This is a genomic window from Streptococcus sp. KHUD_015 (assembly GCF_051106265.1).
In the GTDB taxonomy this organism is placed as follows: Bacteria; Bacillota; Bacilli; order Lactobacillales; family Streptococcaceae; genus Streptococcus.
In genome coordinates this window covers 1,702,765-1,724,143 of the sequence record NZ_CP193665.1, presented here as the reverse complement: position 1 = coordinate 1,724,143, position 21,379 = coordinate 1,702,765, and the positions used below count along the sequence as shown (strand labels likewise).

Here is a 21,379-nt window from a genome sequence, read left to right as displayed (position 1 = left end):
ATGGACGCTTTAACCAGACGACAATTTGACAGAGCCATGTTTGCCAAAGACAGGACGCTGGCTATTCGTGTTGGAGATTATGCTTCACGGGATATCAAAGAGGCTAGTTTTGAGTATGGCTATATTAAGGGCGATACATATAAGCCCGGTGGAACGTGTGCTGGTAGCGGTAAGATTACTTTTACTAGTATCATTACCACATTCAATAAGCTGGATATCCTGCACCCTGAGATTGGTCTACTGGTTGGGAATACTTACCAGTGGGTCAAGATGGGGGAATACTTCATCAACGATATTGAGATTGACCGAAACCGAAACACAACCACGCTGGAGCTTATGGACGGTATGTTTAAGCTCAATCGTGAGTATGTAACGGACTTGCATTTCCCAGCCGAAGTACGAGAGGTTATTCAGGAAATCTGCCTAAAAACAGGCATTGAGTTGGCGAATGACTATTTCGGAATCAGCGCTATGCGTTACCACGTCGAGCAAGTTCCTGAAGGCAAGAAACTGTCCTTCAGGGATATGCTGAGCGCTATGACTCAGATGATTGGGATGTCTTGCTTCTTCAACCGAGAAGGTAAGATGGAAATCCGTGATTTAACTGAGTCGAATATCACGATCAACGCTGACAGTTATTTCTTGCATGGTTTGACCAAGAGTGAAATCGAGTATCAGATAGCTGGTATCACTTGTAAGACAGATAAGAAGTCTCTGACGGTCGGTATGAAAACAGGTCGGTCTTTGGAACTGGACAACGTCTTCATGACCCAGAGTGCTTTAAATGACCTGTATTACAAGCTGAAAGACCTGACTTACTATCCGTATAATCTTAACTATCAAGGGCATTTACTGCTTGAGGTTGGGCAATGGGTAACCATTCAGACCAATAAGAAAGAGACTTTTAAAGTTCCTGTCTTAAGTCAGAGCTTTACGTTTAAAGGCGGTCTGAGAGGGCGTATCAGCGCAGATAGTAAAGCTGGAAATGATACTCAGTATTCTTATGAGGGTACGATTACCAAGCAGATTAAGCAACAAGATGGCATTGAAGCGAAAATCCAAGCGCAGATTGAAGCAGCAGACGCAGCTTTTGATGCTGAGTTCAAAAAGCGTAAAAAAGAGATAGATGACGGTATCGAACTTGCCAAGGCAAAGGCAGAAGAAGTTAAGCAAGAGATTTCAAACGAAATCGACAAACGATTCCAAAACTTCGATAATGCTTCTATACAAGAAGCCAAGCGTAAGGCTGAGGAAGCATTGAAAAATGCTGGTGCAAGTAGCTTACTTGCTCAGGAAGCGAAGCAGATTGGGCTGGATTCGATTGCTAGACTTGAAGCGTTTAAGTCACAGACTACGACCACTCAGACGGCTCTGTCGGGTGATTTGGATGATCTGAAACGGACTATCGCGAACGATATTCGACCGAAGCAAGCACAGGCTGAAGCTGAGATTGCCAAGCAAGTTGAAGCGCTTAACAAGACCAAGAATGAGTTGGCTGGTGTGAAGTCAGCGCAAGCGACGTATGAAGAGACGACGACTCGCAGACTATCAGAACTGACCAACTTGGCTAATGGTAAGGCCAGCAAGTCAGAACTCACACAGACAGCTGAGGAGCTGGCTAGTCGGATAGCGAATGTGCAGGTTGGGGGGCGGAATTATATCCGAGGAACAAGACGCATGGCTCTAGCCAGCGGATTGTGGACATCAAGTACCTTTAGGCCATCAGGAACTGGAACAGCAAAGACTATTGAAGTACCAAATAGTCCAGCGACTGGATTTGATAAAGCAATACGATTGACCTCAAGTAACGCTAGAGGCCAAATCGGCATTGCTCAGGACAGGTTTGAAATAATGCCAGGAACCTATACTGTGTCTGTCTGGGTAAAAGGTTCAGTTGGGCAAAGAGTTAAGTTACAAACTTACTGGGAGCCTGACGATGAAACAGGTATAAGTCCATATTTTATCTTGAAAGATGATAAATGGACATATTTGACATTTTCAAACGAGCGAAAAAAAGCTGGAACCGTATCAATTGGCTATGTATATCTCGTAAATGCTGATGCTGGAGAATACTTAGATGTTCTTGCGCCTCAGTTGGAAAACGGGAGTTTAGCGACAAGTCCCAAAGAAGCTCCAGAAGATACTGAAAACCAAATCTCAGCTGTCGAATCAACCTTTAAGCAACGGGCCGATTCACTTGATGCTGGTGTGAGAAGTCTGACTGAAGGTCTCAGAACCAAGGCGGATATCAGCGCACTCAACGTGACTGCCGAGAATATCAAGCAGTCCGTGAAGAGTTTGGAAACAAGCACGCAGAACAAGCTGGATCAGAAATTGAGTCAGGCTGAATTTGAAGTGCAGGCTGGCTCTATTCGTCAGGAAATCCTGAACGCAACTAAGGACAAGGCAGATAAGACCTTGGTTGTGGCTGAAGCTGGGAAATTGCGAGAAGAATTTTCAAAAATGAAGGTCGGTAGTCGTAACTATGCTGAAGACTACGACTTTTCAAGAGGACTTTGGCACTATAATCAAGGTGATAACAGCCCTCGAGATTGGACTATCTCAAACGGAGAATATAATGTAAAAGGAACCACGAAGACTTGGAAACAGTTGCAAATCCATTCGAAAGAAGGAAGTCAAGCTTCAGGTAAGAGTTCGACAGCTCTTCTAGACTTGGAACTTGGCGAAACTTATACGCTTTCTTTTCAAGCTATGTGTCACTCTGGAAATCCAAGGGTTTGGGTCTCTTTAAGAGCCAATCGAACAGTACCTGGCAATCCTGAGATTATATCTGGCAATTTTAATCTTACGTCTAGCTGGCAGACTTATCAAGTCACTATACCAGCGCTGACCAAGCCTGATAATTTCGATCTCTGGCGAATCATTCTCGGTTATAACGAGATTGGTCATGTAGCCTTTCGCAAGGTTGAATTGACCAGAAGTTCTACTCGTATAGATGCGGGTCCTGCCCCCGAAGATGGCAAGACGGATCTGGTCGTTGCCAAATCTGAATTTGAGAAGACCGCCGAAGGTCTGTCTATGAAGCTAGCAGCGGTTGAAAGCTATGTCAGCCAAGACGGACAGAGACAAGAAGCTTTACGAAAATATTCTCGTGATGAGAGCGCCCGACAAGCGACAACAGTCCGTGAGCTTGTGAGCCGTGATTTTGTCGGGAAGGTAACCTATCAGGAAGATGTCCGCGGAATCAACCAACGAATCGAAGAAGCCAAGAAAAATGCAAGCAATGAACTTACAACTCGACTTGCGAATTATCGGCAGACAGTCGATGGGAAATTCACGGATATTTCCAGTCAGATAACTACTTATAAGCAAGATGTGGGCGGTCAAATCAGTGGTCTATCAAATAGACTTACAAGCAGTGAGCAAGGAACCACTACTCAGATTTCAAATCTTTCAAATCGGATAAACAGTAACAAAGAAGGTACAGATAATCAGATTTCAAATTTAAAGACTCAGGTTGCTACAAACAAGGATAATGCTGAACGACAAATGGATATAATATCTGATCAGGTTTCTGCAAACAAAGCGGATGCTGATAGTCAATTTAAGAATGTGACCAATCAACTAGCGCGAAAAGTAGAGACTACTGACTTCCAGCGAGTCCAAGAGACAAGCCAGTTATACGAGCGCATTTTAGGCACATCCGAAACAGGAGCACCTGACAAGCTATCACGGCTTGTCATGAGTAGCGAGATTTTCCAGACGGAAGTTGGAAAGTATGTAACAGATGATAACAACTTGATTGTCAATTCCATGACAATGGGCAAGCATACACTTATCGGAAATAGCAATCCTAAAGCTGATATTTCTGTTAATAATGGTATCTTTACAATTAAGGCACAGGGTCTTACCAGTTATAATTGGTCAGGATTTTCACTACCTATTTACGTTAAAAAAATCTATCAAGGTGAAACATATACGCTAGGTTTTAAATACCGTATCAAGGAATATCCAGATAGTACGTTTGCTTTCAATATCAAAAATCACGGTTTAAATAAAACCTTGCTTTCTTCTGATATCGGTAAGGAACAGTCAGCATTAAACGAATGGCAAGAGTTTCAAAAAACTTTTACCGTCCGAGAAGATTTCGCTTTTGGTGAAGACGCAAACTATCCATTTTACATATATTTAGCCAAAAATGGTTGGATTGAGTTCAAAGAACCTATTTTAGTTAGAGGTAGTAGAACAGGAACGTACAAGCCTAGCCAATTTGATGACGCGTACAAACAGACAAAAGAAGCTAAAGAACTAGCAGAAAGCGCTCAAACACGGGCAATTCAAGTTGCTGAAAAGGCTGAAGAAGCAAAAAGGACAGCGGAAGCAATACGGACACAAGTCACACAGATTGCGGGTTCATGGGCAGTTCGGAACATCAACTCTGCTGGAGATATCATCTCTGGAATCAATCTAGGCGCTAATGGCCATAACCGATTTGACGGTAAACTGACTCATATCACTGGCGAGACCCTGATTGACAGAGCAGTCATCAAGTCTGCCATGGTTGATAAGCTGAAGACAGCCAATTTTGAATCTGGTTCGGTCACGACTACGATATTAGACGCTGAAGCGGTCACAGCTGAGAAATTGAAAGTTGATAATGCGCTCATTAGAAAAATTACGGCAAATGAAGCATTTATTGAGCAACTGACTTCTAAACGGATTTTTGCGACAAAAGTCGAGTCAGTCGTTTCTAGTTCAACATTCCTAGAAGCTTACCAAGGCCGAATCGGTGGATTTACTATTGGGCGTTTTGACCAAGGAAGAGGTCGCTGGATTTCTGGTATCAACCAATTTTCAGTTGGCATGGGGAACGGTGAAGGCGGAAGTTATAATGGCGAAAATACTGCATTTTGGGCGAACTGGGGTTACAGTTGGAACTATCCTGGTCCCAATGCTTGGTATGTGACAACGTCTGGAAATATGTATTGCCGAAACGGAGCGGATTTCCACGGGAAGGTCGACTTTTCGAATAGATCAACAGTGAATTTTTATAGTCAACCGTCGTTTTCAAATGGAGCAGTGATAAATGGTAGTTTGAATGTGTCTGGTCGTATTACTTATAGTGGCGGTGAGTGGCTTTACTCACCTATATACAATAAATTATGGAAAGATTATTCACAAGGCGGTGAGTGGCTATATTTGGATAGACAAGGTAACAGTGGTAGAGATTGGATTCAGATGAATAAAGAAATCTCGGACCGTCGTTATAAATCCAATATTCAAGATAGTCAAGTATCTGGTCTAGATGCTATCAATAATTTAAAAACATACAGCTATCGTAAAGAGTACGATGGCAAAATTGAGGATATCTCTTGCGGTATCATGGCACAAGATGTCCAGAAATATGCCCCTGAAGCATTTTTTGAAAACCCTGATGGTGCATACTCATATCGCACATTTGAACTTGTACCTTACTTAATTAAGGCCATTCAAGAATTAAATCAAAAAATAGAAAAAATGGAGAAGACAATAGCATGAATAACAATATGGACGCAGTAGTAAATCAGTTAACACTTGATTCGTTGACTAAAAAACTAGCAGTCAGCGAGCAAGAATCAGCTAAGAACGAGGCTCTTTATTTGTATGCAGCAAGCGAATTGCACACGATGAAAGAGGTTCTAGAATATGACTCAGCACTTAAAGAACTATTTGAAGAAACACAAGCTAAAATGAAAGGAACTAACTAATGAATTACGAAGTAGCAATCAAGCCTTATTTGAAAGGCGCAGAAAATGTAACAGTTGTCGCAATCAAGATGGAGAACAACGGACGCTATTCTTACGAGCAAGTGGAACTTCACGGTGACCATACGCAGGACAATGAAGCGACCTTGATTCAAGCAGTGCTGGACCATATCCGCACAGAACTTGACCCAACGAGCGCCATCGTGCAAGCACAGGCTAAGCTTCAAGAAGCTGAACAGAAATTGGCTGAGACGGAAGCTAAACAGACGGCTACAGATCAAGCTGTTAAGCACAATCAAGAAGAAACAGACCGCTATGGTAAAATCATCCATGCGGTCGTTTTAAATGCTGTAGCTGGCAAGACAATCGCTTATGGAACTAACTACAAGGAATTGGTGGAACTCATTCCACTTGTCGAAGTTGGTAAGCATTACCTGGCCCATGACTTGATTACTATTGAAGACCCAGCACATGTTGAGGTGGATGGCGAAGGCAAGCGTATCTTGGTTCAGTTGAACAAGGAATTTACCTACAACGGTGAACCAGTCAGCGACTTTGCCCGTAACGGTCGTCTTGAAATGGACGGAACAGGCGCAGCATGGAAGTACGAGCCTAAAGGATAGAGGTGCCTATGGACGTCTTACAATCGACAGAGCATTTCTTTATGAACGTGCTACCAGTGGCTACTCCAATCATCATAGCTTGGTTGGGCTATAAAGTGCCAAAGAAATCAAAGGAACTGACAGACCAAATCATTTCTGAATTGAATGATGTCAAGAAACAAATCAAAGATGTCCAGATTACCGCTGACGAGAACAACGCCAAAATTGACGAAGTACAGGCAAAGCTAAAATTGCACGACGATGCGCACCTTGTCACGATGAGGATGCGCCTCGATCGTGATATTCGTAGGGCAATCCGTCGTGGTTTTACTACAAAAGATGAGTTCTACGTAGTGGAGAACATGCACAATAGCTACAAGGCTTTAGGTGGTAATGGCTACATCGACCACCTGTACAACAATTTTGAGTCGTTGCAGATTAGAGATGACATCTTAGTTGAAGATGAGAAAGGAAAAACATATGACACAATTTAATGAATTTATTATTGCTTTTGCCACAGGCTTTTTAGCAGTAGCAGCAGGCAGTATCGTAAAAGCAGTGAAGGACTATCTTTTGCGAAAAGGCGGAGAGAAAGCTGTAAAAATTGCTGAAATCCTAGCCAGAAACGCAGTTCATGCCGTGGAACAGGTAGCTCAAGAGACAGGCTTTAAGGGTGAGGAGAAACTTGAACAAGCTCGTGATAAAGTCCGAGCCGAGCTTAACAAATACAACATCAGCATGACCGATAAGGACTTAGACACTTTTGTAGAGTCAGCAGTGAAGCAGATGAACGACGCTTGGAAAGGACAAGAGTAATGGATATCGATACAAGTAGACTACGCACGGATTTGCCGATTGTTGGGTTTGAGCCTTTCCGTCAGGTTCACGCCCACTCAACAGGCAACCGAAACTCAACCGCTCAGAACGAGGCGGACTACCACTACAGAAAGGACCCTGGACTAGGGTTCTTTTCTCATGTCGTTGGAAATGGCCGTGTCATGCAGGTAGGTCCTGTAAACAAGGGAATGTGGGACGTTGGGGGCGGTTGGAATGCTGAGACTTATGCAGCAGTTGAATTGATTGAAAGTCATTCAACTGAAGAAGAGTTCATGACAGACTATCGCCTTTATATCGAATTGCTACGAAATCTAGCAGATGAAGCAGGTTTGCCGAAAACGCTTGATACAGACGACTTGGCAGGTATCAAAACGCACGAATACTGTACGAATAACCAGCCGGATAACAGTAGCGACCACGTTGACCCGTATCCTTATCTTGCTAAATGGGGTGTTAGCCGTGAACAGTTTAAGCGAGACATTGAGAACGGGTTAGGCGCCGAAACAGGCTGGCAGAAGAATGATACTGGCTACTGGTACGTAAAAGAAGACGGCTCTTATCCAAAAGACAAGTTTGAGAAGGTCAACGGAACTTGGTACTATTTTGACGGCTCAGGCTACATGCTTGCAGACCGTTGGAAGAAGCACACGGACGGCAATTGGTACTACTTTGACCAGTCAGGCGAGATGGCCACAAGCTGGAAGAAAATCAATGGCAAATGGTACTACTTCAATGCAGACGGTGCTATGAAGACAGGTTGGGTCAAGTACAAAGATACTTGGTACTACCTCGACAGCAAAGAAGGTGCTATGGTATCTAATGAATTCGTCAGAGCAGGTCAAGGCTGGTACTACATCAAACCAGACGGAACAATGGCAGACAAGCCAGAGTTCACAGTAGAGCCGGATGGCTTGATTACAGTTAAATAAATAGAAAGGAAACTTTCTAAAATGTTCTTTCACCGCAGGCTCAGGCTTGCGGTTTTTTTGTTTGCTCTGAAATTGACTTGTTGGCATCAACAAAAAGCTTTACAAAGCCCTTGGTTGCCAATTTTGTTGACGTTAACAAAATTAGAGTTTGTATTTCTATTTTGCAAAAACACGCATTTTGAACGATTAGAAACCAAAATCTAAATCCTATTGTTCAAAAAAGCGTTTTCTTGAAGAATAGAGAGGGGGAATCGTGGTGCATTATTGTCAAAAACGGTGTTTTGTTAAAATTAAAAAAATAATGATTTTTTCATAACTTTTTATCTTCTTTTACGAATAGATAAGTAAGGAGGAAGAAAACATGAACATTTTAAACATTGAACTAGCAAACGTAGAGCAGACTGACCTAGGTTTTGAGCATTGGATAGATGTGACTTACCAGGTGCCAATTTTGAAAAACGAGTATACAATCAAGCTGTTACTGCTCATGGAATGCAAGATAGAGGACCAGGAAGTGATTGAGTATCTGGTCAGTACTTGGAAATATCGTGATCTCGTGTTGCATTCATTGCAGATGTATGAGGTTGAAAATACTGTTATTAACTTTAACTTATCTTGATTGGACGATTGACGTCTACACCAGAATTGCACAAAACCAACAATGACAAGTCAGTAGCGCGAGCAACTATCGCTGTGAACCGTCGTTACAAAGACCAAAACGGTGAACGTGAAGCTGATTTTGTCAATATGGTCCTTTGGGGTAGACTAGCAGAAAGCTTGGCCAGCTACGCAACTAAAGGAAGTCTCATTTCCGTTGATGGGGAATTGCGTACTCGTCGCTTTGAGAAAAATGGCCAGATGAACTATGTTACCGAAGTCCTTGTGACAGGATTCCAACTCTTGGAAAGTCGTGCCCAACGTGCCATGCGTGAAAATAATGCAGGACAGGATTTGGCAGATTTGGTTTTGGAAGAGGAAGAACTACCGTTTTAATACTCTTCGAAAATCTCTTCAAACCACCTCAGCTTCACCTTGCCGTAGGTATAGGTAACTGACTTCGTCAGTCTTATCTACAACCTCAAAACTGTGTTTTTAGCAGCCTGAGACAAGAGTCCTAGTTTGCACTTTGATTTGTATTGAGTATAAACATTGAAAAGTCTGAGTTGGTCTCAGGCTTTTTATCTTAAGAAAGTCAGACTTTTTTCTTGACTATTTCTGACCAAGTGATACAATAGAATTATGAATTAGCACTCGAGTGTAAGGAGTGCTAATAATATCTATCTCATTATGGAGGAAATCAGATGTTGAAACCATTAGGAGACCGTGTGGTCTTGAAAATCGAAGAAAAAGAACAAACTGTTGGAGGCTTTGTCCTTGCAGGATCAGCCCAAGAAAAAACAAAAACAGCCCAAGTTGTAGCTACTGGACAAGGTATTCGTACCTTGAATGGTGACTTGGTAGCTCCAAGCGTTAAGCCTGGAGACCGTGTCTTAGTTGAAGCTCATACAGGTATTGATGTCAAAGATGACGATGAAAAGTACATCATCGTAGGCGAAGCCAACATCTTGGCAATTGTGGAAGAATAATAGGAGAAAGTAAGTATGTCAAAAGAAATTAAATTTTCATCTGATGCTCGTTCAGCTATGGTTCGTGGTGTCGATATCCTTGCAGACACTGTTAAAGTAACCTTGGGACCAAAAGGTCGTAATGTCGTTCTTGAAAAATCATTTGGTTCACCACTCATCACCAATGACGGTGTAACTATTGCCAAAGAAATCGAATTGGAAGACCATTTTGAAAATATGGGTGCCAAATTGGTGTCAGAAGTAGCTTCAAAAACCAATGATATCGCAGGCGACGGGACTACAACTGCAACTGTTTTGACCCAAGCTATCGTCCGTGAAGGAATCAAAAACGTCACTGCAGGTGCCAATCCAATAGGCATTCGTCGTGGGATTGAAACAGCAGTTGCTGCAGCAGTTGAAGCCTTGAAAAATAACGCCATTCCTGTTGCCAATAAAGAAGCTATCGCTCAGGTTGCTGCCGTATCTTCTCGTTCTGAAAAAGTTGGTGAATACATCTCTGAAGCCATGGAAAAAGTTGGCAAAGATGGAGTCATCACTATCGAAGAGTCACGTGGTATGGAAACAGAGCTTGAAGTCGTAGAAGGAATGCAGTTTGACCGTGGTTACCTTTCACAGTACATGGTGACAGATAGCGAAAAAATGGTGTCTGATCTTGAAAATCCATACATCTTGATTACCGACAAGAAGATTTCCAATATCCAAGAAATCTTGCCGCTCCTAGAAAGCATTCTTCAAAGCAATCGTCCACTCTTGATTATTGCGGATGATGTGGATGGTGAAGCTCTTCCAACTCTTGTATTGAACAAGATTCGTGGAACCTTCAACGTGGTAGCAGTCAAGGCACCTGGCTTTGGTGACCGTCGCAAAGCAATGCTTGAAGATATCGCCATCTTGACAGGTGGAACAGTTATCACAGAAGACCTTGGTCTTGAGTTGAAAGATGCGACAATTGAAGCACTTGGTCAAGCAGCGAGAGTAACTGTGGACAAAGACAGCACTGTTATCGTAGAAGGTGCTGGTAATCCTGAAGCTATTTCCCACCGTGTTGCGGTTATCAAGTCTCAAATCGAAACTACAACTTCTGAATTTGACCGTGAAAAATTGCAAGAACGCTTGGCGAAATTGTCAGGTGGTGTAGCAGTAATCAAGGTCGGAGCCGCAACTGAAACTGAGTTGAAAGAAATGAAACTCCGCATTGAAGATGCCCTCAACGCTACTCGTGCAGCTGTTGAAGAAGGAATCGTTGCTGGTGGTGGAACAGCCCTTGTAAATGTTATCCCAGCCGTGGCTGATTTGGAATTGATAGGAGACGAAGCAACAGGACGCAATATTGTTCTCCGTGCCTTGGAAGAACCTGTTCGTCAGATTGCCCACAATGCAGGATTTGAAGGATCTATTGTTATCGATCGCTTGAAAAATGCTGAAGTTGGAACAGGCTTTAACGCAGCAACTGGCGAATGGGTCAACATGATTGATCAAGGGATTATCGACCCAGTTAAAGTGAGTCGTTCAGCTCTACAAAATGCAGCATCTGTAGCCAGCTTGATTTTGACAACAGAAGCAGTCGTAGCCAATAAACCAGAACCAGTAGCCCCAGCTCCGGCAATGGATCCAAGCATGATGGGCGGTATGATGTAAGCTTTCTATAGAAAACAACTTATAAAAAGTACAAAAGGAGGGAATGACTAACCCTCCTTTTTTATGCTATTCACTTCTAAATTGATTTGAGCTCTCCTGACTTATATGATAAAATAAGACTAGAAAAAGGAGAAAAACATGATCGATGTAGAAGAAATTCTGAGCAAGATGAACCCCAATCAGAAGATTAATTATGACCGTGTCATGCAGAAGATGGTACAAGTATGGGAGAAAAATGAGCAACGGCCAACTATTCTCATGCATGTTTGCTGTGCCCCTTGCAGTACCTATACCCTAGAATATTTGACCAAGTATGCAGACGTGACCATCTATTTTGCCAATTCTAATATCCATCCCAAGGCAGAATACCACAAGCGAGCTTATGTCACCAAGAAATTTGTCAGTGATTTCAATGAGCGGACAGGAAATACAGTCCAGTACCTAGAAGCTCCCTATGAACCCAATGAATACCGTAAGTTAGTCAGAGGACTAGAGGAAGAGCCAGAAGGTGGTGATCGTTGCAAGGTTTGCTTTGACTACCGACTGGATAAGACAGCGCAAGTGGCTATGGATTTAGGTTTTGACTATTTCGGTTCGGCTTTAACCATCAGTCCTCATAAGAATTCTCAAACCATCAACAGTATCGGAATCGATGTGCAAAAGATTTATACCACTCACTATCTTCCAAGTGATTTCAAGAAAAATCAAGGCTACAAACGTTCGGTAGAGATGTGTGAAGAGTATGATATCTATCGTCAATGTTATTGTGGATGCGTTTATGCAGCCCAGGCTCAGAATATTGACCTGGTTCAAGTTAAGAAGGATGCCACAGCTTTCTTGCTGGATAAGGATGTTGAAAAAGACTATTCCCACATCAAATTTACTGTTACGAAATTAGATATATAGAAATCAACCCAGCTGAAAAACTGGGTTTTTCAAATAAAAAAACCAGGGCTTTCACCCCAGTTTGACAACTTTACCGATTCTTTAGTTCTACATAGCGCTTGTACCAAATGTTTACATAGGCTTCTGAGAAAGGACCACGTCCATTATTAATCCAATCAACAAGAATTTTGACATGTTCTTTTAAAATATAGTCCAAATCATCAGAATAATTCATTTTGCGTTTGTGACGCTCATACTCCTCAACGTCCAAGAGACGTTTCTCTCCATCTGTAAAAATTTTAACATCCAAATCATAATCAATATACTTCAGTGCTTCTTCATCCAGATAGTAGGGGCTAGCCATGTTGCAATAGTAGGAAATCCCATTATCACGAATCATGGCAATGATATTAAACCAATATTTCTTGTGAAAGTAAACAATAGCCGGTTCTCGAGTGACCCAACGACGACCATCACTTTCGGTAACAAGTGTATGATCGTTGACACCAATAATGGCGTTTTCTGTTGTTTTTAGTACCATGGTGTCCCGCCAAGTTCGGTGGAGACTCCCATCATGCTTATAACTTTGAATTGTAATAAAGTCGCCTTCTTTTGGAAGCTTCATAACTAACCAACTTTCTACAATTTATAAGTTTATCGTTTACTATTGTACCATAAAATTACCTAAAATCTGTGAATTTTACATGAAAATATTAAAGATATTCTCTGAGAGCGCTTGCTATATCCGAAAAATCGTAGCCCTTTCGTGCTAAAACTTGGGTTAAACGCTGTTTAAGTTCGTATCCTTCATATTTTCGGGCATACTTGGCATATTGCTTATCAAGTTCCTTGAAGATGAGTTCCTGAGTCGTTTCTTGGTCAACTTGACTATCCAACTCGTCAAAGGCAGTTTTAGCATTAGAATAGGAAAACCCTTTGTTGGTAAGATTTTGGATAATCTTATCTTGTAAGGCACGAGATGGAAGTTTTCCCTCATATTTTTTCAATAGTTTATTGGCTACACGTTGAGCAACTTCCGAAAAATCAAATTCATTTAAAATCTCTTCTGTAGTAGATTTTGAAATCCCTTTTTGTGTTAGTTTCTGAGTCAGTACATAAGGCCCCTTGTCTCCTGAAAGGTGATTGGCATTGATGATAGCATAAGCGTACTGATTATCATTAATCCACTTATCCTCTTTAAGATTAGCAATGACCTGAGAAGCTATGTTTTCATTGAAATCGTATTTTTTCAGATATTCTCTTACTTCTTTTTCAGTACGTGCTTTAAAGGATAGGTGGTAGAGAGCCAGATTCTTACCATAAGAAAATTGAGCAAAGTCCTGAATCTCTTTCAATTCCTCTTCGCTTATTATCTTATCTCTCGATAACATAAAACGAACAATTGTATCTTCGGTGATGTAGCATTTGTCGCCATTATCAAGCTCCATCAGATAGAGTCTTTTTTTCTTTTCAAGTTTTGTGATTTTCATAGTTCTATTATAACTCAAAATGTGATAAGATAGGGATATGAATCTGAAAGTGAAACAAAAAATACCATTAAAAATCAAGCGCATGGGAATTAATGGTGAGGGAATCGGCTTTTACCAAAAAACGTTAGTCTTTGTACCTGGAGCTCTCAAAGGAGAAGATATCTATTGTCAGATTACTTCTATTAAACGTAACTTTGTTGAAGCGAAATTATTAAAGGTCAACAAGAAGTCTAAATTTCGCGTTGTGCCAGCTTGTACTATTTACAATGAGTGCGGAGGCTGCCAAATCATGCACCTGCATTATGATAAGCAGTTGGAGTTCAAGACGGACTTGCTTCATCAAGCGCTGAAAAAATTTGCCCCTGCAGGATATGAAAATTATGAGATCCGCCCGACGATTGGTATGCAGGAACCAAAGTACTACCGTGCTAAGTTACAATTTCAGACTCGAAAATTTAAGAATCAGGTCAAGGCGGGCTTATATGCACAAAACTCTCACTATTTAGTAGAGTTGAAAGATTGCCTGGTACAAGACAAGGAAACCCAAGTGATTGCTAATCGTCTAGCAGAATTACTTACTTATTACCAGATTCCAATCACAGACGAGAGGAAAGTCCTAGGTGTCCGTACTATTATGGTTCGACGAGCAAGGAAGACCGGACAGGTTCAGATTATTATTGTTACAAACCGTCAGCTTAACTTAATCCAACTTGTAAAAGAATTAGTTAAAGATTTTCCAGAAATTGTGACAGTCGCTGTGAATACAAATACAGCTAAAACCAGCGAGATTTATGGTGAAAAGACAGAGATTATCTGGGGAGAAGAGAGTATTCAAGAAGGTGTACTCGACTATGAATTCTCACTATCCCCTAGAGCTTTCTATCAGTTAAATCCTGAACAAACAGAAGTCCTCTATAGCGAAGCAGTAAAAGCGCTAGATGTTAGTAAAGAAGACCATTTGATTGACGCTTATTGTGGAGTTGGAACGATTGGATTTGCCTTTGCAAAGAAAGTTAAAACACTCAGAGGTATGGATATTATTCCAGAAGCTATTGAAGATGCTAAGCGAAATGCTAAAAGAATGGGATTTGATAATACACATTACGAAGCAGGGACAGCAGAAGAGATTATTCCTCGATGGTATAAGGAAGGATACAGAGCAGATGCACTGATTGTGGATCCACCGCGTACAGGTCTGGATGATAAGTTGTTAGACACTATTCTTACATATGTGCCAGAAAAAATGGTTTATATTTCATGTAATGTTTCAACCTTAGCACGGGATTTGGTGCGTTTGGTAGAAGTCTATGATCTTCATTATATCCAGTCGGTCGATATGTTCCCACATACCGCTCGAACTGAAGCTGTTGTAAAGCTGATAAAAAAGAGAAAAGCATAGTGTTTAAAGAGTTTGATATTGGGCTGAAATAGTCAAATTTAAAAAAGTCGAAAAAAATTAAAAAAATTTAAAAAAGGTGTTGACAAAAAACAAAAAGGCTGTATAATAGTAAGAGTTGAAAATAACAACTCTGGTCCGTTGGTCAAGGGGTTAAGACACCGCCTTTTCACGGCGGTAACACGGGTTCGAATCCCGTACGGACTATGGTATGTTCCAGTAGGAAACACTTAATGAAAAAAAGTTTTAAAAAAACTAAAAAAAGTTTCAAAAAAGTGTTGACAAGCGAAAGCGACTGTGATATACTAATATAGTTGTCACTTGAGAGAAGTGAGTGACAAAGACCTTTGAAAACTGAACAAGACGAACCAATGTGCAGGGCACTACAACCAAGGTTGTAGTACTGAACAATGAAAAAACAATAAATCTGTCAGTGACAGAAATGAGTGAGAACTCAAACTTTTAATGAGAGTTTGATCCTGGCTCAGGACGAACGCTGGCGGCGTGCCTAATACATGCAAGTAGAACGCTGAAGGAGGAGCTTGCTTCTCCGGATGAGTTGCGAACGGGTGAGTAACGCGTAGGTAACCTGCCTGGTAGTGGGGGATAACTATTGGAAACGATAGCTAATACCGCATAATAGCAGTTGTTGCATGACAACTGTTTGAAAGGTGCAATTGCACCGCTACCAGATGGACCTGCGTTGTATTAGCTAGTTGGTGGGGTAACGGCTCACCAAGGCGACGATACATAGCCGACCTGAGAGGGTGATCGGCCACACTGGGACTGAGACACGGCCCAGACTCCTACGGGAGGCAGCAGTAGGGAATCTTCGGCAATGGACGGAAGTCTGACCGAGCAACGCCGCGTGAGTGAAGAAGGTTTTCGGATCGTAAAGCTCTGTTGTAAGAGAAGAACGAGTGTGAGAGTGGAAAGTTCACACTGTGACGGTATCTTACCAGAAAGGGACGGCTAACTACGTGCCAGCAGCCGCGGTAATACGTAGGTCCCGAGCGTTGTCCGGATTTATTGGGCGTAAAGCGAGCGCAGGCGGTTAGATAAGTCTGAAGTTAAAGGCTGTGGCTTAACCATAGTACGCTTTGGAAACTGTTTAACTTGAGTGCAAGAGGGGAGAGTGGAATTCCATGTGTAGCGGTGAAATGCGTAGATATATGGAGGAACACCGGTGGCGAAAGCGGCTCTCTGGCTTGTAACTGACGCTGAGGCTCGAAAGCGTGGGGAGCAAACAGGATTAGATACCCTGGTAGTCCACGCCGTAAACGATGAGTGCTAGGTGTTAGACCCTTTCCGGGGTTTAGTGCCGTAGCTAACGCATTAAGCACTCCGCCTGGGGAGTACGACCGCAAGGTTGAAACTCAAAGGAATTGACGGGGGCCCGCACAAGCGGTGGAGCATGTGGTTTAATTCGAAGCAACGCGAAGAACCTTACCAGGTCTTGACATCCCTCTGACCGCTCTAGAGATAGAGTTTTCCTTCGGGACAGAGGTGACAGGTGGTGCATGGTTGTCGTCAGCTCGTGTCGTGAGATGTTGGGTTAAGTCCCGCAACGAGCGCAACCCCTATTGTTAGTTGCCATCATTTAGTTGGGCACTCTAGCGAGACTGCCGGTAATAAACCGGAGGAAGGTGGGGATGACGTCAAATCATCATGCCCCTTATGACCTGGGCTACACACGTGCTACAATGGCTGGTACAACGAGTCGCAAGTCGGTGACGACAAGCTAATCTCTTAAAGCCAGTCTCAGTTCGGATTGTAGGCTGCAACTCGCCTACATGAAGTCGGAATCGCTAGTAATCGCGGATCAGCACGCCGCGGTGAATACGTTCCCGGGCCTTGTACACACCGCCCGTCACACCACGAGAGTTTGTAACACCCGAAGTCGGTGAGGTAACCGTAAGGAGCCAGCCGCCTAAGGTGGGATAGATGATTGGGGTGAAGTCGTAACAAGGTAGCCGTATCGGAAGGTGCGGCTGGATCACCTCCTTTCTAAGGAAAAGGAACTGCGCATTGGTCTTGTTTAGTCTTGAGAGGTCTTGTGGGGCCTTAGCTCAGCTGGGAGAGCGCCTGCTTTGCACGCAGGAGGTCAGCGGTTCGATCCCGCTAGGCTCCATTGGTGAGAGATCACCAAGTAATGCACATTGAAAATTGAATATCTATATCAAATAGTAACAAGAAAATAAACCGAAAACGCTGTAGTATTAATAAGAGTTTATGACTGAAAGGTCAAAAAATAAGGTTAAGTTAATAAGGGCGCACGGTGGATGCCTTGGCACTAGGAGCCGAAGAAGGACGTGACAAACGACGATATGCCTTGGGTAGCTGTAAGTAAGCGATGATCCAGGGATTTCCGAATGGGGGAACCCAACAGGTACTACCTGTTACCCGCATCTGTTAAGGATGTGAGGAGGAAGACGCAGTGAACTGAAACATCTAAGTAGCTGCAGGAAGAGAAAGCAAAAGCGATTGCCTTAGTAGCGGCGAGCGAAACGGCAGGAGGGCAAACCGAAGAGTTTACTCTTCGGGGTTGTAGGACTGCAATGTGGACTCAAAGATTATAGAAGAATGATTTGGGAAGATCAGCCAAAGAGAGTAATAGCCTCGTATTTAAAATAGTCTTTGTACCTAGCAGTATCCTGAGTACGGCGGGACACGCGAAATCCCGTCGGAATCTGGGAGGACCATCTCCCAACCCTAAATACTCCCTAGTGACCGATAGTGAACCAGTACCGTGAGGGAAAGGTGAAAAGCACCCCGGGAGGGGAGTGAAATAGAACCTGAAACCGTGTGCCTACAACAAGTTCGAGCCCGTTAATGGGTGAGAGCGTGCCTTTTGTAGAATGAACCGGCGAGTTACGTTATGATGCGAGGTTAAGTTGAAGAGACGGAGCCGTAGGGAAACCGAGTCTGAACAGGGCGAATTAGTATCATGACGTAGACCCGAAACCATGTGACCTACCCATGAGCAGGTTGAAGGTGCGGTAAGACGCACTGGAGGACCGAACCAGGGCACGTTGAAAAGTGCTTGGATGACTTGTGGGTAGCGGAGAAATTCCAAACGAACTTGGAGATAGCTGGTTCTCTCCGAAATAGCTTTAGGGCTAGCGTCGACATTAAGATTCTTGGAGGTAGAGCACTGTTTGGGTGAGGGGTCCATCCCGGATTACCAATCTCAGATAAACTCCGAATGCCAATGAATTATGGTCGGCAGTCAGACTGCGAGTGCTAAGATCCGTAGTCGAAAGGGAAACAGCCCAGACCACCAGCTAAGGTCCCAAAATAATTGTTAAGTGGAAAAGGATGTGGGGTTGCACAGACAACTAGGATGTTAGCTTAGAAGCAGCTATTCATTCAAAGAGTGCGTAATAGCTCACTAGTCGAGTGACCCTGCGCCGAAAATGTACCGGGGCTAAAACAATTTACCGAAGCTGTGGATACCTTTATAGGTATGGTAGGAGAGCGTTCTATGTGTGAAGAAGGTGTACCGTGAGGAGTGCTGGAACGCATAGAAGTGAGAATGCCGGTATGAGTAGCGAAAGACAGGTGAGAATCCTGTCCACCGTAAGACTAAGGTTTCCAGGGGAAGGCTCGTCCGCCCTGGGTTAGTCGGGACCTAAGGAGAGACCGAAAGGTGTATCCGATGGACAACAGGTTGATATTCCTGTACTAGAGTATGTAGTGATGGAGGGACGCAGTAGGCTAACTAAAGCAGACGATTGGAAGAGTCTGTCTAAGCAGTGAGGTGTGATATGAGTCAAATGCTTATATCTATAACATTGAGCTGTGATGGGGAGCGAAGTTTAGTAGCGAAGTTAGTGACGTCACACTGCCAAGAAAAGCTTCTAGCGTTTAAACATACTCTACCCGTACCGCAAACCGACACAGGTAGTCGAGGCGAGTAGCCTCAGGTGAGCGAGAGAACTCTCGTTAAGGAACTCGGCAAAATGACCCCGTAACTTCGGGAGAAGGGGTGCTGACTTTAAGTCAGCCGCAGTGAATAGGCCCAAGCAACTGTTTATCAAAAACACAGCTCTCTGCTAAATCGTAAGATGATGTATAGGGGGTGACGCCTGCCCGGTGCTGGAAGGTTAAGAGGAGTGCTTAGCGCAAGCGAAGGTATGAATTGAAGCCCCAGTAAACGGCGGCCGTAACTATAACGGTCCTAAGGTAGCGAAATTCCTTGTCGGGTAAGTTCCGACCCGCACGAAAGGCGTAATGATTTGGGCACTGTCTCAACGAGAGACTCGGTGAAATTTTAGTACCTGTGAAGATGCAGGTTACCCGCGACAGGACGGAAAGACCCCATGGAGCTTTACTGCAGTTTGATATTGAGTGTCTGTACCACATGTACAGGATAGGTAGGAGTCTATGAGATCGGGACGCCAGTTTCGAAGGAGACGATGTTGGGATACTACCCTTGTGTTATGGCCACTCTAACCCAGATAGGTGATCCCTATCGGAGACAGTGTCTGACGGGCAGTTTGACTGGGGCGGTCGCCTCCTAAAAGGTAACGGAGGCGCCCAAAGGTTCCCTCAGAATGGTTGGAAATCATTCGCAGAGTGTAAAGGTATAAGGGAGCTTGACTGCGAGAGCTACAACTCGAGCAGGGACGAAAGTCGGGCTTAGTGATCCGGTGGTTCCGTATGGAAGGGCCATCGCTCAACGGATAAAAGCTACCCTGGGGATAACAGGCTTATCTCCCCCAAGAGTTCACATCGACGGGGAGGTTTGGCACCTCGATGTCGGCTCGTCGCATCCTGGGGCTGTAGTCGGTCCCAAGGGTTGGGCTGTTCGCCCATTAAAGCGGCACGCGAGCTGGGTTCAGAACGTCGTGAGACAGTTCGGTCCCTATCCGTCGCGGGCGTAGGAAATTTGAGAGGATCTGCTCCTAGTACGAGAGGACCAGAGTGGACTTACCGCTGGTGTACCAGTTGTCTTGCCAAAGGCATCGCTGGGTAGCTATGTAGGGAAGGGATAAACGCTGAAAGCATCTAAGTGTGAAACCCACCTCAAGATGAGATTTCCCATGATTTTATATCAGTAAGAGCCCTGAGAGATGATCAGGTAGATAGGTTAGAAGTGGAAGTGTGGCGACACATGTAGCGGACTAATACTAATAGCTCGAGGACTTATCCAAAGTAACTGAGAATATGAAAGCGAACGGTTTTCTTAATTTGAATAGATATTCAATTTTGAGTAGGTATTACTCAGAGTTAAGTGACGATAGCCTAGGAGATACACCTGTACCCATGCCGAACACAGAAGTTAAGCCCTAGAACGCCGGAAGTAGTTGGGGGTTGCCCCCTGTGAGATATGGAAGTCGCTTAGCTCTAGGGAGTTTAGCTCAGCTGGGAGAGCATCTGCCTTACAAGCAGAGGGTCAGCGGTTCGATCCCGTTAACTCCCATAGGTCCCGTAGTGTAGCGGTTATCACGTCGCCCTGTCACGGCGAAGATCGCGGGTTCGATTCCCGTCGGGACCGTTTAAGATAACGAAAGTTATTTTAGACTCGTTAGCTCAGTTGGTAGAGCAATTGACTTTTAATCAATGGGTCACTGGTTCGAGCCCAGTACGGGTCATATCTGCGGGTTTGGCGGAATTGGCAGACGCACCAGATTTAGGATCTGGCGCTTAACGGCGTGGGGGTTCAAGTCCCTTAACCCGCATTAAGATATAATAAATGAGCCGGCTTAGCTCAGTTGGTAGAGCATCTGATTTGTAATCAGAGGGTCGCGTGTTCAAGTCATGTAGCCGGCATTTTTAGATAGAAGAAAATAGTGCGAACGTAGTTCAGTGGTAGAACACCACCTTGCCAAGGTGGGGGTCGCGGGTTCGAATCCCGTCGTTCGCTTAGAGAGGCCGGGGTGGCGGAACTGGCAGACGCACAGGACTTAAAATCCTGCGATTGGTAACGATCGTACCGGTTCGATTCCGGTCCTCGGCATAATATAAGAGCACCCTTAGCTCAACTGGATAGAGTACCTGACTACGAATCAGGCGGTTAGAGGTTCGACTCCTCTAGGGTGCATTTTCTATTTAACTCGGGAAGTAGCTCAGCTTGGTAGAGTACTTGGTTTGGGACCAAGGTGTCGCAGGTTCGAATCCTGTCTTCCCGATTCATGGCGGTGTAGCTCAGCTGGCTAGAGCGTCCGGTTCATACCCGGGAGGTCGGGGGTTCGATCCCCTTCGCCGCTATAATGATCTTGTTGGACCTTTAGCTCAGCTGGTTAGAGCTCTCGGCTCATAACCGAGTGGTCGTAGGTTCAAGTCCTACAAGGTCCATTTGAATAGTA

At 43.8% G+C, this 21,379-nt stretch carries 14 protein-coding genes, 13 tRNA genes and 3 rRNA genes; 28 read left to right on the top strand and 2 right to left on the bottom strand.

The genetic code is table 11. The features are described 5' to 3' along the window. The 11 genes from ACORHU_RS08030 to ACORHU_RS07980 all read left to right on the top strand — a co-directional run bounded on the left by ACORHU_RS08030 (position 1) and on the right by ACORHU_RS07980 (position 12,203). Positions 1–5,499 (top strand): carbohydrate binding domain-containing protein, encoded by a 5,499-nt coding sequence (locus ACORHU_RS08030; RefSeq protein ID WP_434364213.1) that lies wholly within the window; start codon positions 1–3, stop codon positions 5,497–5,499. After that, entirely contained in the window at positions 5,496–5,708 is a 213-nt protein-coding gene (locus ACORHU_RS08025) for a hypothetical protein (protein WP_261084508.1), read from the top strand. Before ACORHU_RS08030 ends, ACORHU_RS08025 begins: the two co-directional genes overlap by 4 nt. Then, the gene (locus tag ACORHU_RS08020) at positions 5,708–6,328 is read left to right on the top strand and encodes a hypothetical protein (RefSeq protein WP_434364211.1); all 621 of its coding nucleotides are present in this window, start codon (positions 5,708–5,710) and stop codon (positions 6,326–6,328) included. The genes ACORHU_RS08025 and ACORHU_RS08020 overlap by 1 nt, the downstream gene beginning before the upstream one ends. An 8-nt stretch (positions 6,329–6,336) precedes the next feature. Then, positions 6,337–6,801: a hypothetical protein gene (locus ACORHU_RS08015; protein WP_434364209.1), complete on the top strand. Its 465-nt coding sequence runs from the start codon at positions 6,337–6,339 to the stop codon at positions 6,799–6,801. Then, on the top strand, positions 6,788–7,123 hold the full coding sequence (locus tag ACORHU_RS08010) for a phage holin (protein WP_434364207.1): 336 nt from the start codon (positions 6,788–6,790) through the stop codon (positions 7,121–7,123). Before ACORHU_RS08015 ends, ACORHU_RS08010 begins: the two co-directional genes overlap by 14 nt. Beyond that, on the top strand, positions 7,123–8,073 hold the full coding sequence (locus tag ACORHU_RS08005; RefSeq protein WP_434364205.1) for an N-acetylmuramoyl-L-alanine amidase: 951 nt from the start codon (positions 7,123–7,125) through the stop codon (positions 8,071–8,073). The genes ACORHU_RS08010 and ACORHU_RS08005 overlap by 1 nt, the downstream gene beginning before the upstream one ends. A 361-nt stretch (positions 8,074–8,434) precedes the next feature. Next, positions 8,435–8,692, top strand: coding sequence for a DUF7720 family protein (locus ACORHU_RS08000; RefSeq protein WP_434364203.1), 258 nt, complete (start codon positions 8,435–8,437; stop codon positions 8,690–8,692). After that, on the top strand, positions 8,686–9,066 hold the full coding sequence (locus tag ACORHU_RS07995; RefSeq protein ID WP_434365175.1) for a single-stranded DNA-binding protein: 381 nt from the start codon (positions 8,686–8,688) through the stop codon (positions 9,064–9,066). Before ACORHU_RS08000 ends, ACORHU_RS07995 begins: the two co-directional genes overlap by 7 nt. Before the next feature lie 308 nt (positions 9,067–9,374). Further along, entirely contained in the window at positions 9,375–9,659 is a 285-nt protein-coding gene (gene groES / locus ACORHU_RS07990; protein WP_434364201.1) for a co-chaperone GroES, read from the top strand. Positions 9,660–9,674: 15 nt separating this feature from the next. Next, positions 9,675–11,297, top strand: coding sequence for a chaperonin GroEL (gene groL, locus ACORHU_RS07985; RefSeq protein WP_434364200.1), 1,623 nt, complete (start codon positions 9,675–9,677; stop codon positions 11,295–11,297). A 138-nt stretch (positions 11,298–11,435) separates the two neighbouring features. Beyond that, entirely contained in the window at positions 11,436–12,203 is a 768-nt protein-coding gene (locus ACORHU_RS07980) for an epoxyqueuosine reductase QueH (RefSeq protein WP_000567567.1), read from the top strand. A 70-nt stretch (positions 12,204–12,273) separates the two neighbouring features. On the opposite strand, the gene ntdP is transcribed toward ACORHU_RS07980, so the two are convergent. Continuing rightward, positions 12,274–12,807: a nucleoside tri-diphosphate phosphatase gene (gene ntdP, locus ACORHU_RS07975; protein WP_000775316.1), complete on the bottom strand. Its 534-nt coding sequence runs from the start codon at positions 12,805–12,807 to the stop codon at positions 12,274–12,276. A gap of 88 nt (positions 12,808–12,895) precedes the next feature. Next, positions 12,896–13,672 carry a recombination regulator RecX gene (gene recX / locus ACORHU_RS07970; RefSeq protein ID WP_434364198.1) on the bottom strand — a complete coding sequence of 259 codons (777 nt, stop codon included), beginning with the start codon at positions 13,670–13,672 and terminating at the stop codon, positions 12,896–12,898. Positions 13,673–13,709: 37 nt separating this feature from the next. On the opposite strand from recX, the gene rlmD reads away from it, so the two are divergent. The 17 genes from rlmD to ACORHU_RS07885 all read left to right on the top strand — a co-directional run bounded on the left by rlmD (position 13,710) and on the right by ACORHU_RS07885 (position 21,368). Beyond that, positions 13,710–15,071: a 23S rRNA (uracil(1939)-C(5))-methyltransferase RlmD gene (gene rlmD / locus ACORHU_RS07965; protein ID WP_153197666.1), complete on the top strand. Its 1,362-nt coding sequence runs from the start codon at positions 13,710–13,712 to the stop codon at positions 15,069–15,071. A 132-nt stretch (positions 15,072–15,203) separates the two neighbouring features. After that, positions 15,204–15,275: transfer RNA gene (locus ACORHU_RS07960), tRNA-Glu, on the top strand. 254 nt (positions 15,276–15,529) lie between these two features. Beyond that, positions 15,530–17,075 (top strand): 16S ribosomal RNA (locus ACORHU_RS07955). 51 nt (positions 17,076–17,126) lie between these two features. After that, a tRNA-Ala gene (locus ACORHU_RS07950) sits at positions 17,127–17,199 on the top strand. A 124-nt stretch (positions 17,200–17,323) separates the two neighbouring features. Then, positions 17,324–20,224 (top strand): 23S ribosomal RNA (locus tag ACORHU_RS07945). 76 nt (positions 20,225–20,300) lie between these two features. Then, positions 20,301–20,416 (top strand): 5S ribosomal RNA (gene rrf / locus ACORHU_RS07940). The 16S, 23S and 5S rRNA genes sit together here with 13 tRNA genes alongside, the layout of an rRNA operon. Positions 20,417–20,420: 4 nt before the next feature. Continuing rightward, a tRNA-Val gene (locus ACORHU_RS07935) sits at positions 20,421–20,493 on the top strand. A 2-nt stretch (positions 20,494–20,495) separates the two neighbouring features. Continuing rightward, positions 20,496–20,568, top strand: a tRNA-Asp gene (locus tag ACORHU_RS07930). 24 nt (positions 20,569–20,592) lie between these two features. After that, positions 20,593–20,665: transfer RNA gene (locus ACORHU_RS07925), tRNA-Lys, on the top strand. Positions 20,666–20,670: 5 nt separating this feature from the next. Next, positions 20,671–20,752: transfer RNA gene (locus tag ACORHU_RS07920), tRNA-Leu, on the top strand. 18 nt (positions 20,753–20,770) lie between these two features. After that, positions 20,771–20,843, top strand: a tRNA-Thr gene (locus ACORHU_RS07915). Between the two features lie 22 nt (positions 20,844–20,865). Continuing rightward, positions 20,866–20,937 (top strand) — tRNA-Gly (locus ACORHU_RS07910). A 7-nt stretch (positions 20,938–20,944) separates the two neighbouring features. Continuing rightward, positions 20,945–21,030, top strand: a tRNA-Leu gene (locus ACORHU_RS07905). Between the two features lie 10 nt (positions 21,031–21,040). Further along, a tRNA-Arg gene (locus ACORHU_RS07900) sits at positions 21,041–21,114 on the top strand. 14 nt (positions 21,115–21,128) lie between these two features. After that, positions 21,129–21,202: transfer RNA gene (locus tag ACORHU_RS07895), tRNA-Pro, on the top strand. Positions 21,203–21,207: 5 nt separating this feature from the next. Then, positions 21,208–21,281: transfer RNA gene (locus ACORHU_RS07890), tRNA-Met, on the top strand. 13 nt (positions 21,282–21,294) lie between these two features. Further along, positions 21,295–21,368, top strand: a tRNA-Ile gene (locus ACORHU_RS07885). The last annotated feature ends 11 nt before the right edge of the window (positions 21,369–21,379 follow it).

Bases quoted from the DNA above. Each gene is read 5' to 3' on its own strand.
- ACORHU_RS08030 (WP_434364213.1), top strand. From the start codon at position 1: ATGGACGCTTTAACCAGACGACAATTTGACAGAGCCATGTTTGCCAAA.
- ACORHU_RS08025 (WP_261084508.1), top strand. From the start codon at position 5,496: ATGAATAACAATATGGACGCAGTAGTAAATCAGTTAACACTTGATTCG.
- ACORHU_RS08020 (WP_434364211.1), top strand. From the start codon at position 5,708: ATGAATTACGAAGTAGCAATCAAGCCTTATTTGAAAGGCGCAGAAAAT.
- ACORHU_RS08015 (WP_434364209.1), top strand. From the start codon at position 6,337: ATGGACGTCTTACAATCGACAGAGCATTTCTTTATGAACGTGCTACCA.
- ACORHU_RS08010 (WP_434364207.1), top strand. From the start codon at position 6,788: ATGACACAATTTAATGAATTTATTATTGCTTTTGCCACAGGCTTTTTA.
- ACORHU_RS08005 (WP_434364205.1), top strand. From the start codon at position 7,123: ATGGATATCGATACAAGTAGACTACGCACGGATTTGCCGATTGTTGGG.
- ACORHU_RS08000 (WP_434364203.1), top strand. From the start codon at position 8,435: ATGAACATTTTAAACATTGAACTAGCAAACGTAGAGCAGACTGACCTA.
- groES (WP_434364201.1), top strand. From the start codon at position 9,375: ATGTTGAAACCATTAGGAGACCGTGTGGTCTTGAAAATCGAAGAAAAA.
- groL (WP_434364200.1), top strand. From the start codon at position 9,675: ATGTCAAAAGAAATTAAATTTTCATCTGATGCTCGTTCAGCTATGGTT.
- ACORHU_RS07980 (WP_000567567.1), top strand. From the start codon at position 11,436: ATGATCGATGTAGAAGAAATTCTGAGCAAGATGAACCCCAATCAGAAG.
- ntdP (WP_000775316.1), bottom strand. From the start codon at position 12,807: ATGAAGCTTCCAAAAGAAGGCGACTTTATTACAATTCAAAGTTATAAG.
- recX (WP_434364198.1), bottom strand. From the start codon at position 13,672: ATGAAAATCACAAAACTTGAAAAGAAAAAAAGACTCTATCTGATGGAG.
- rlmD (WP_153197666.1), top strand. From the start codon at position 13,710: ATGAATCTGAAAGTGAAACAAAAAATACCATTAAAAATCAAGCGCATG.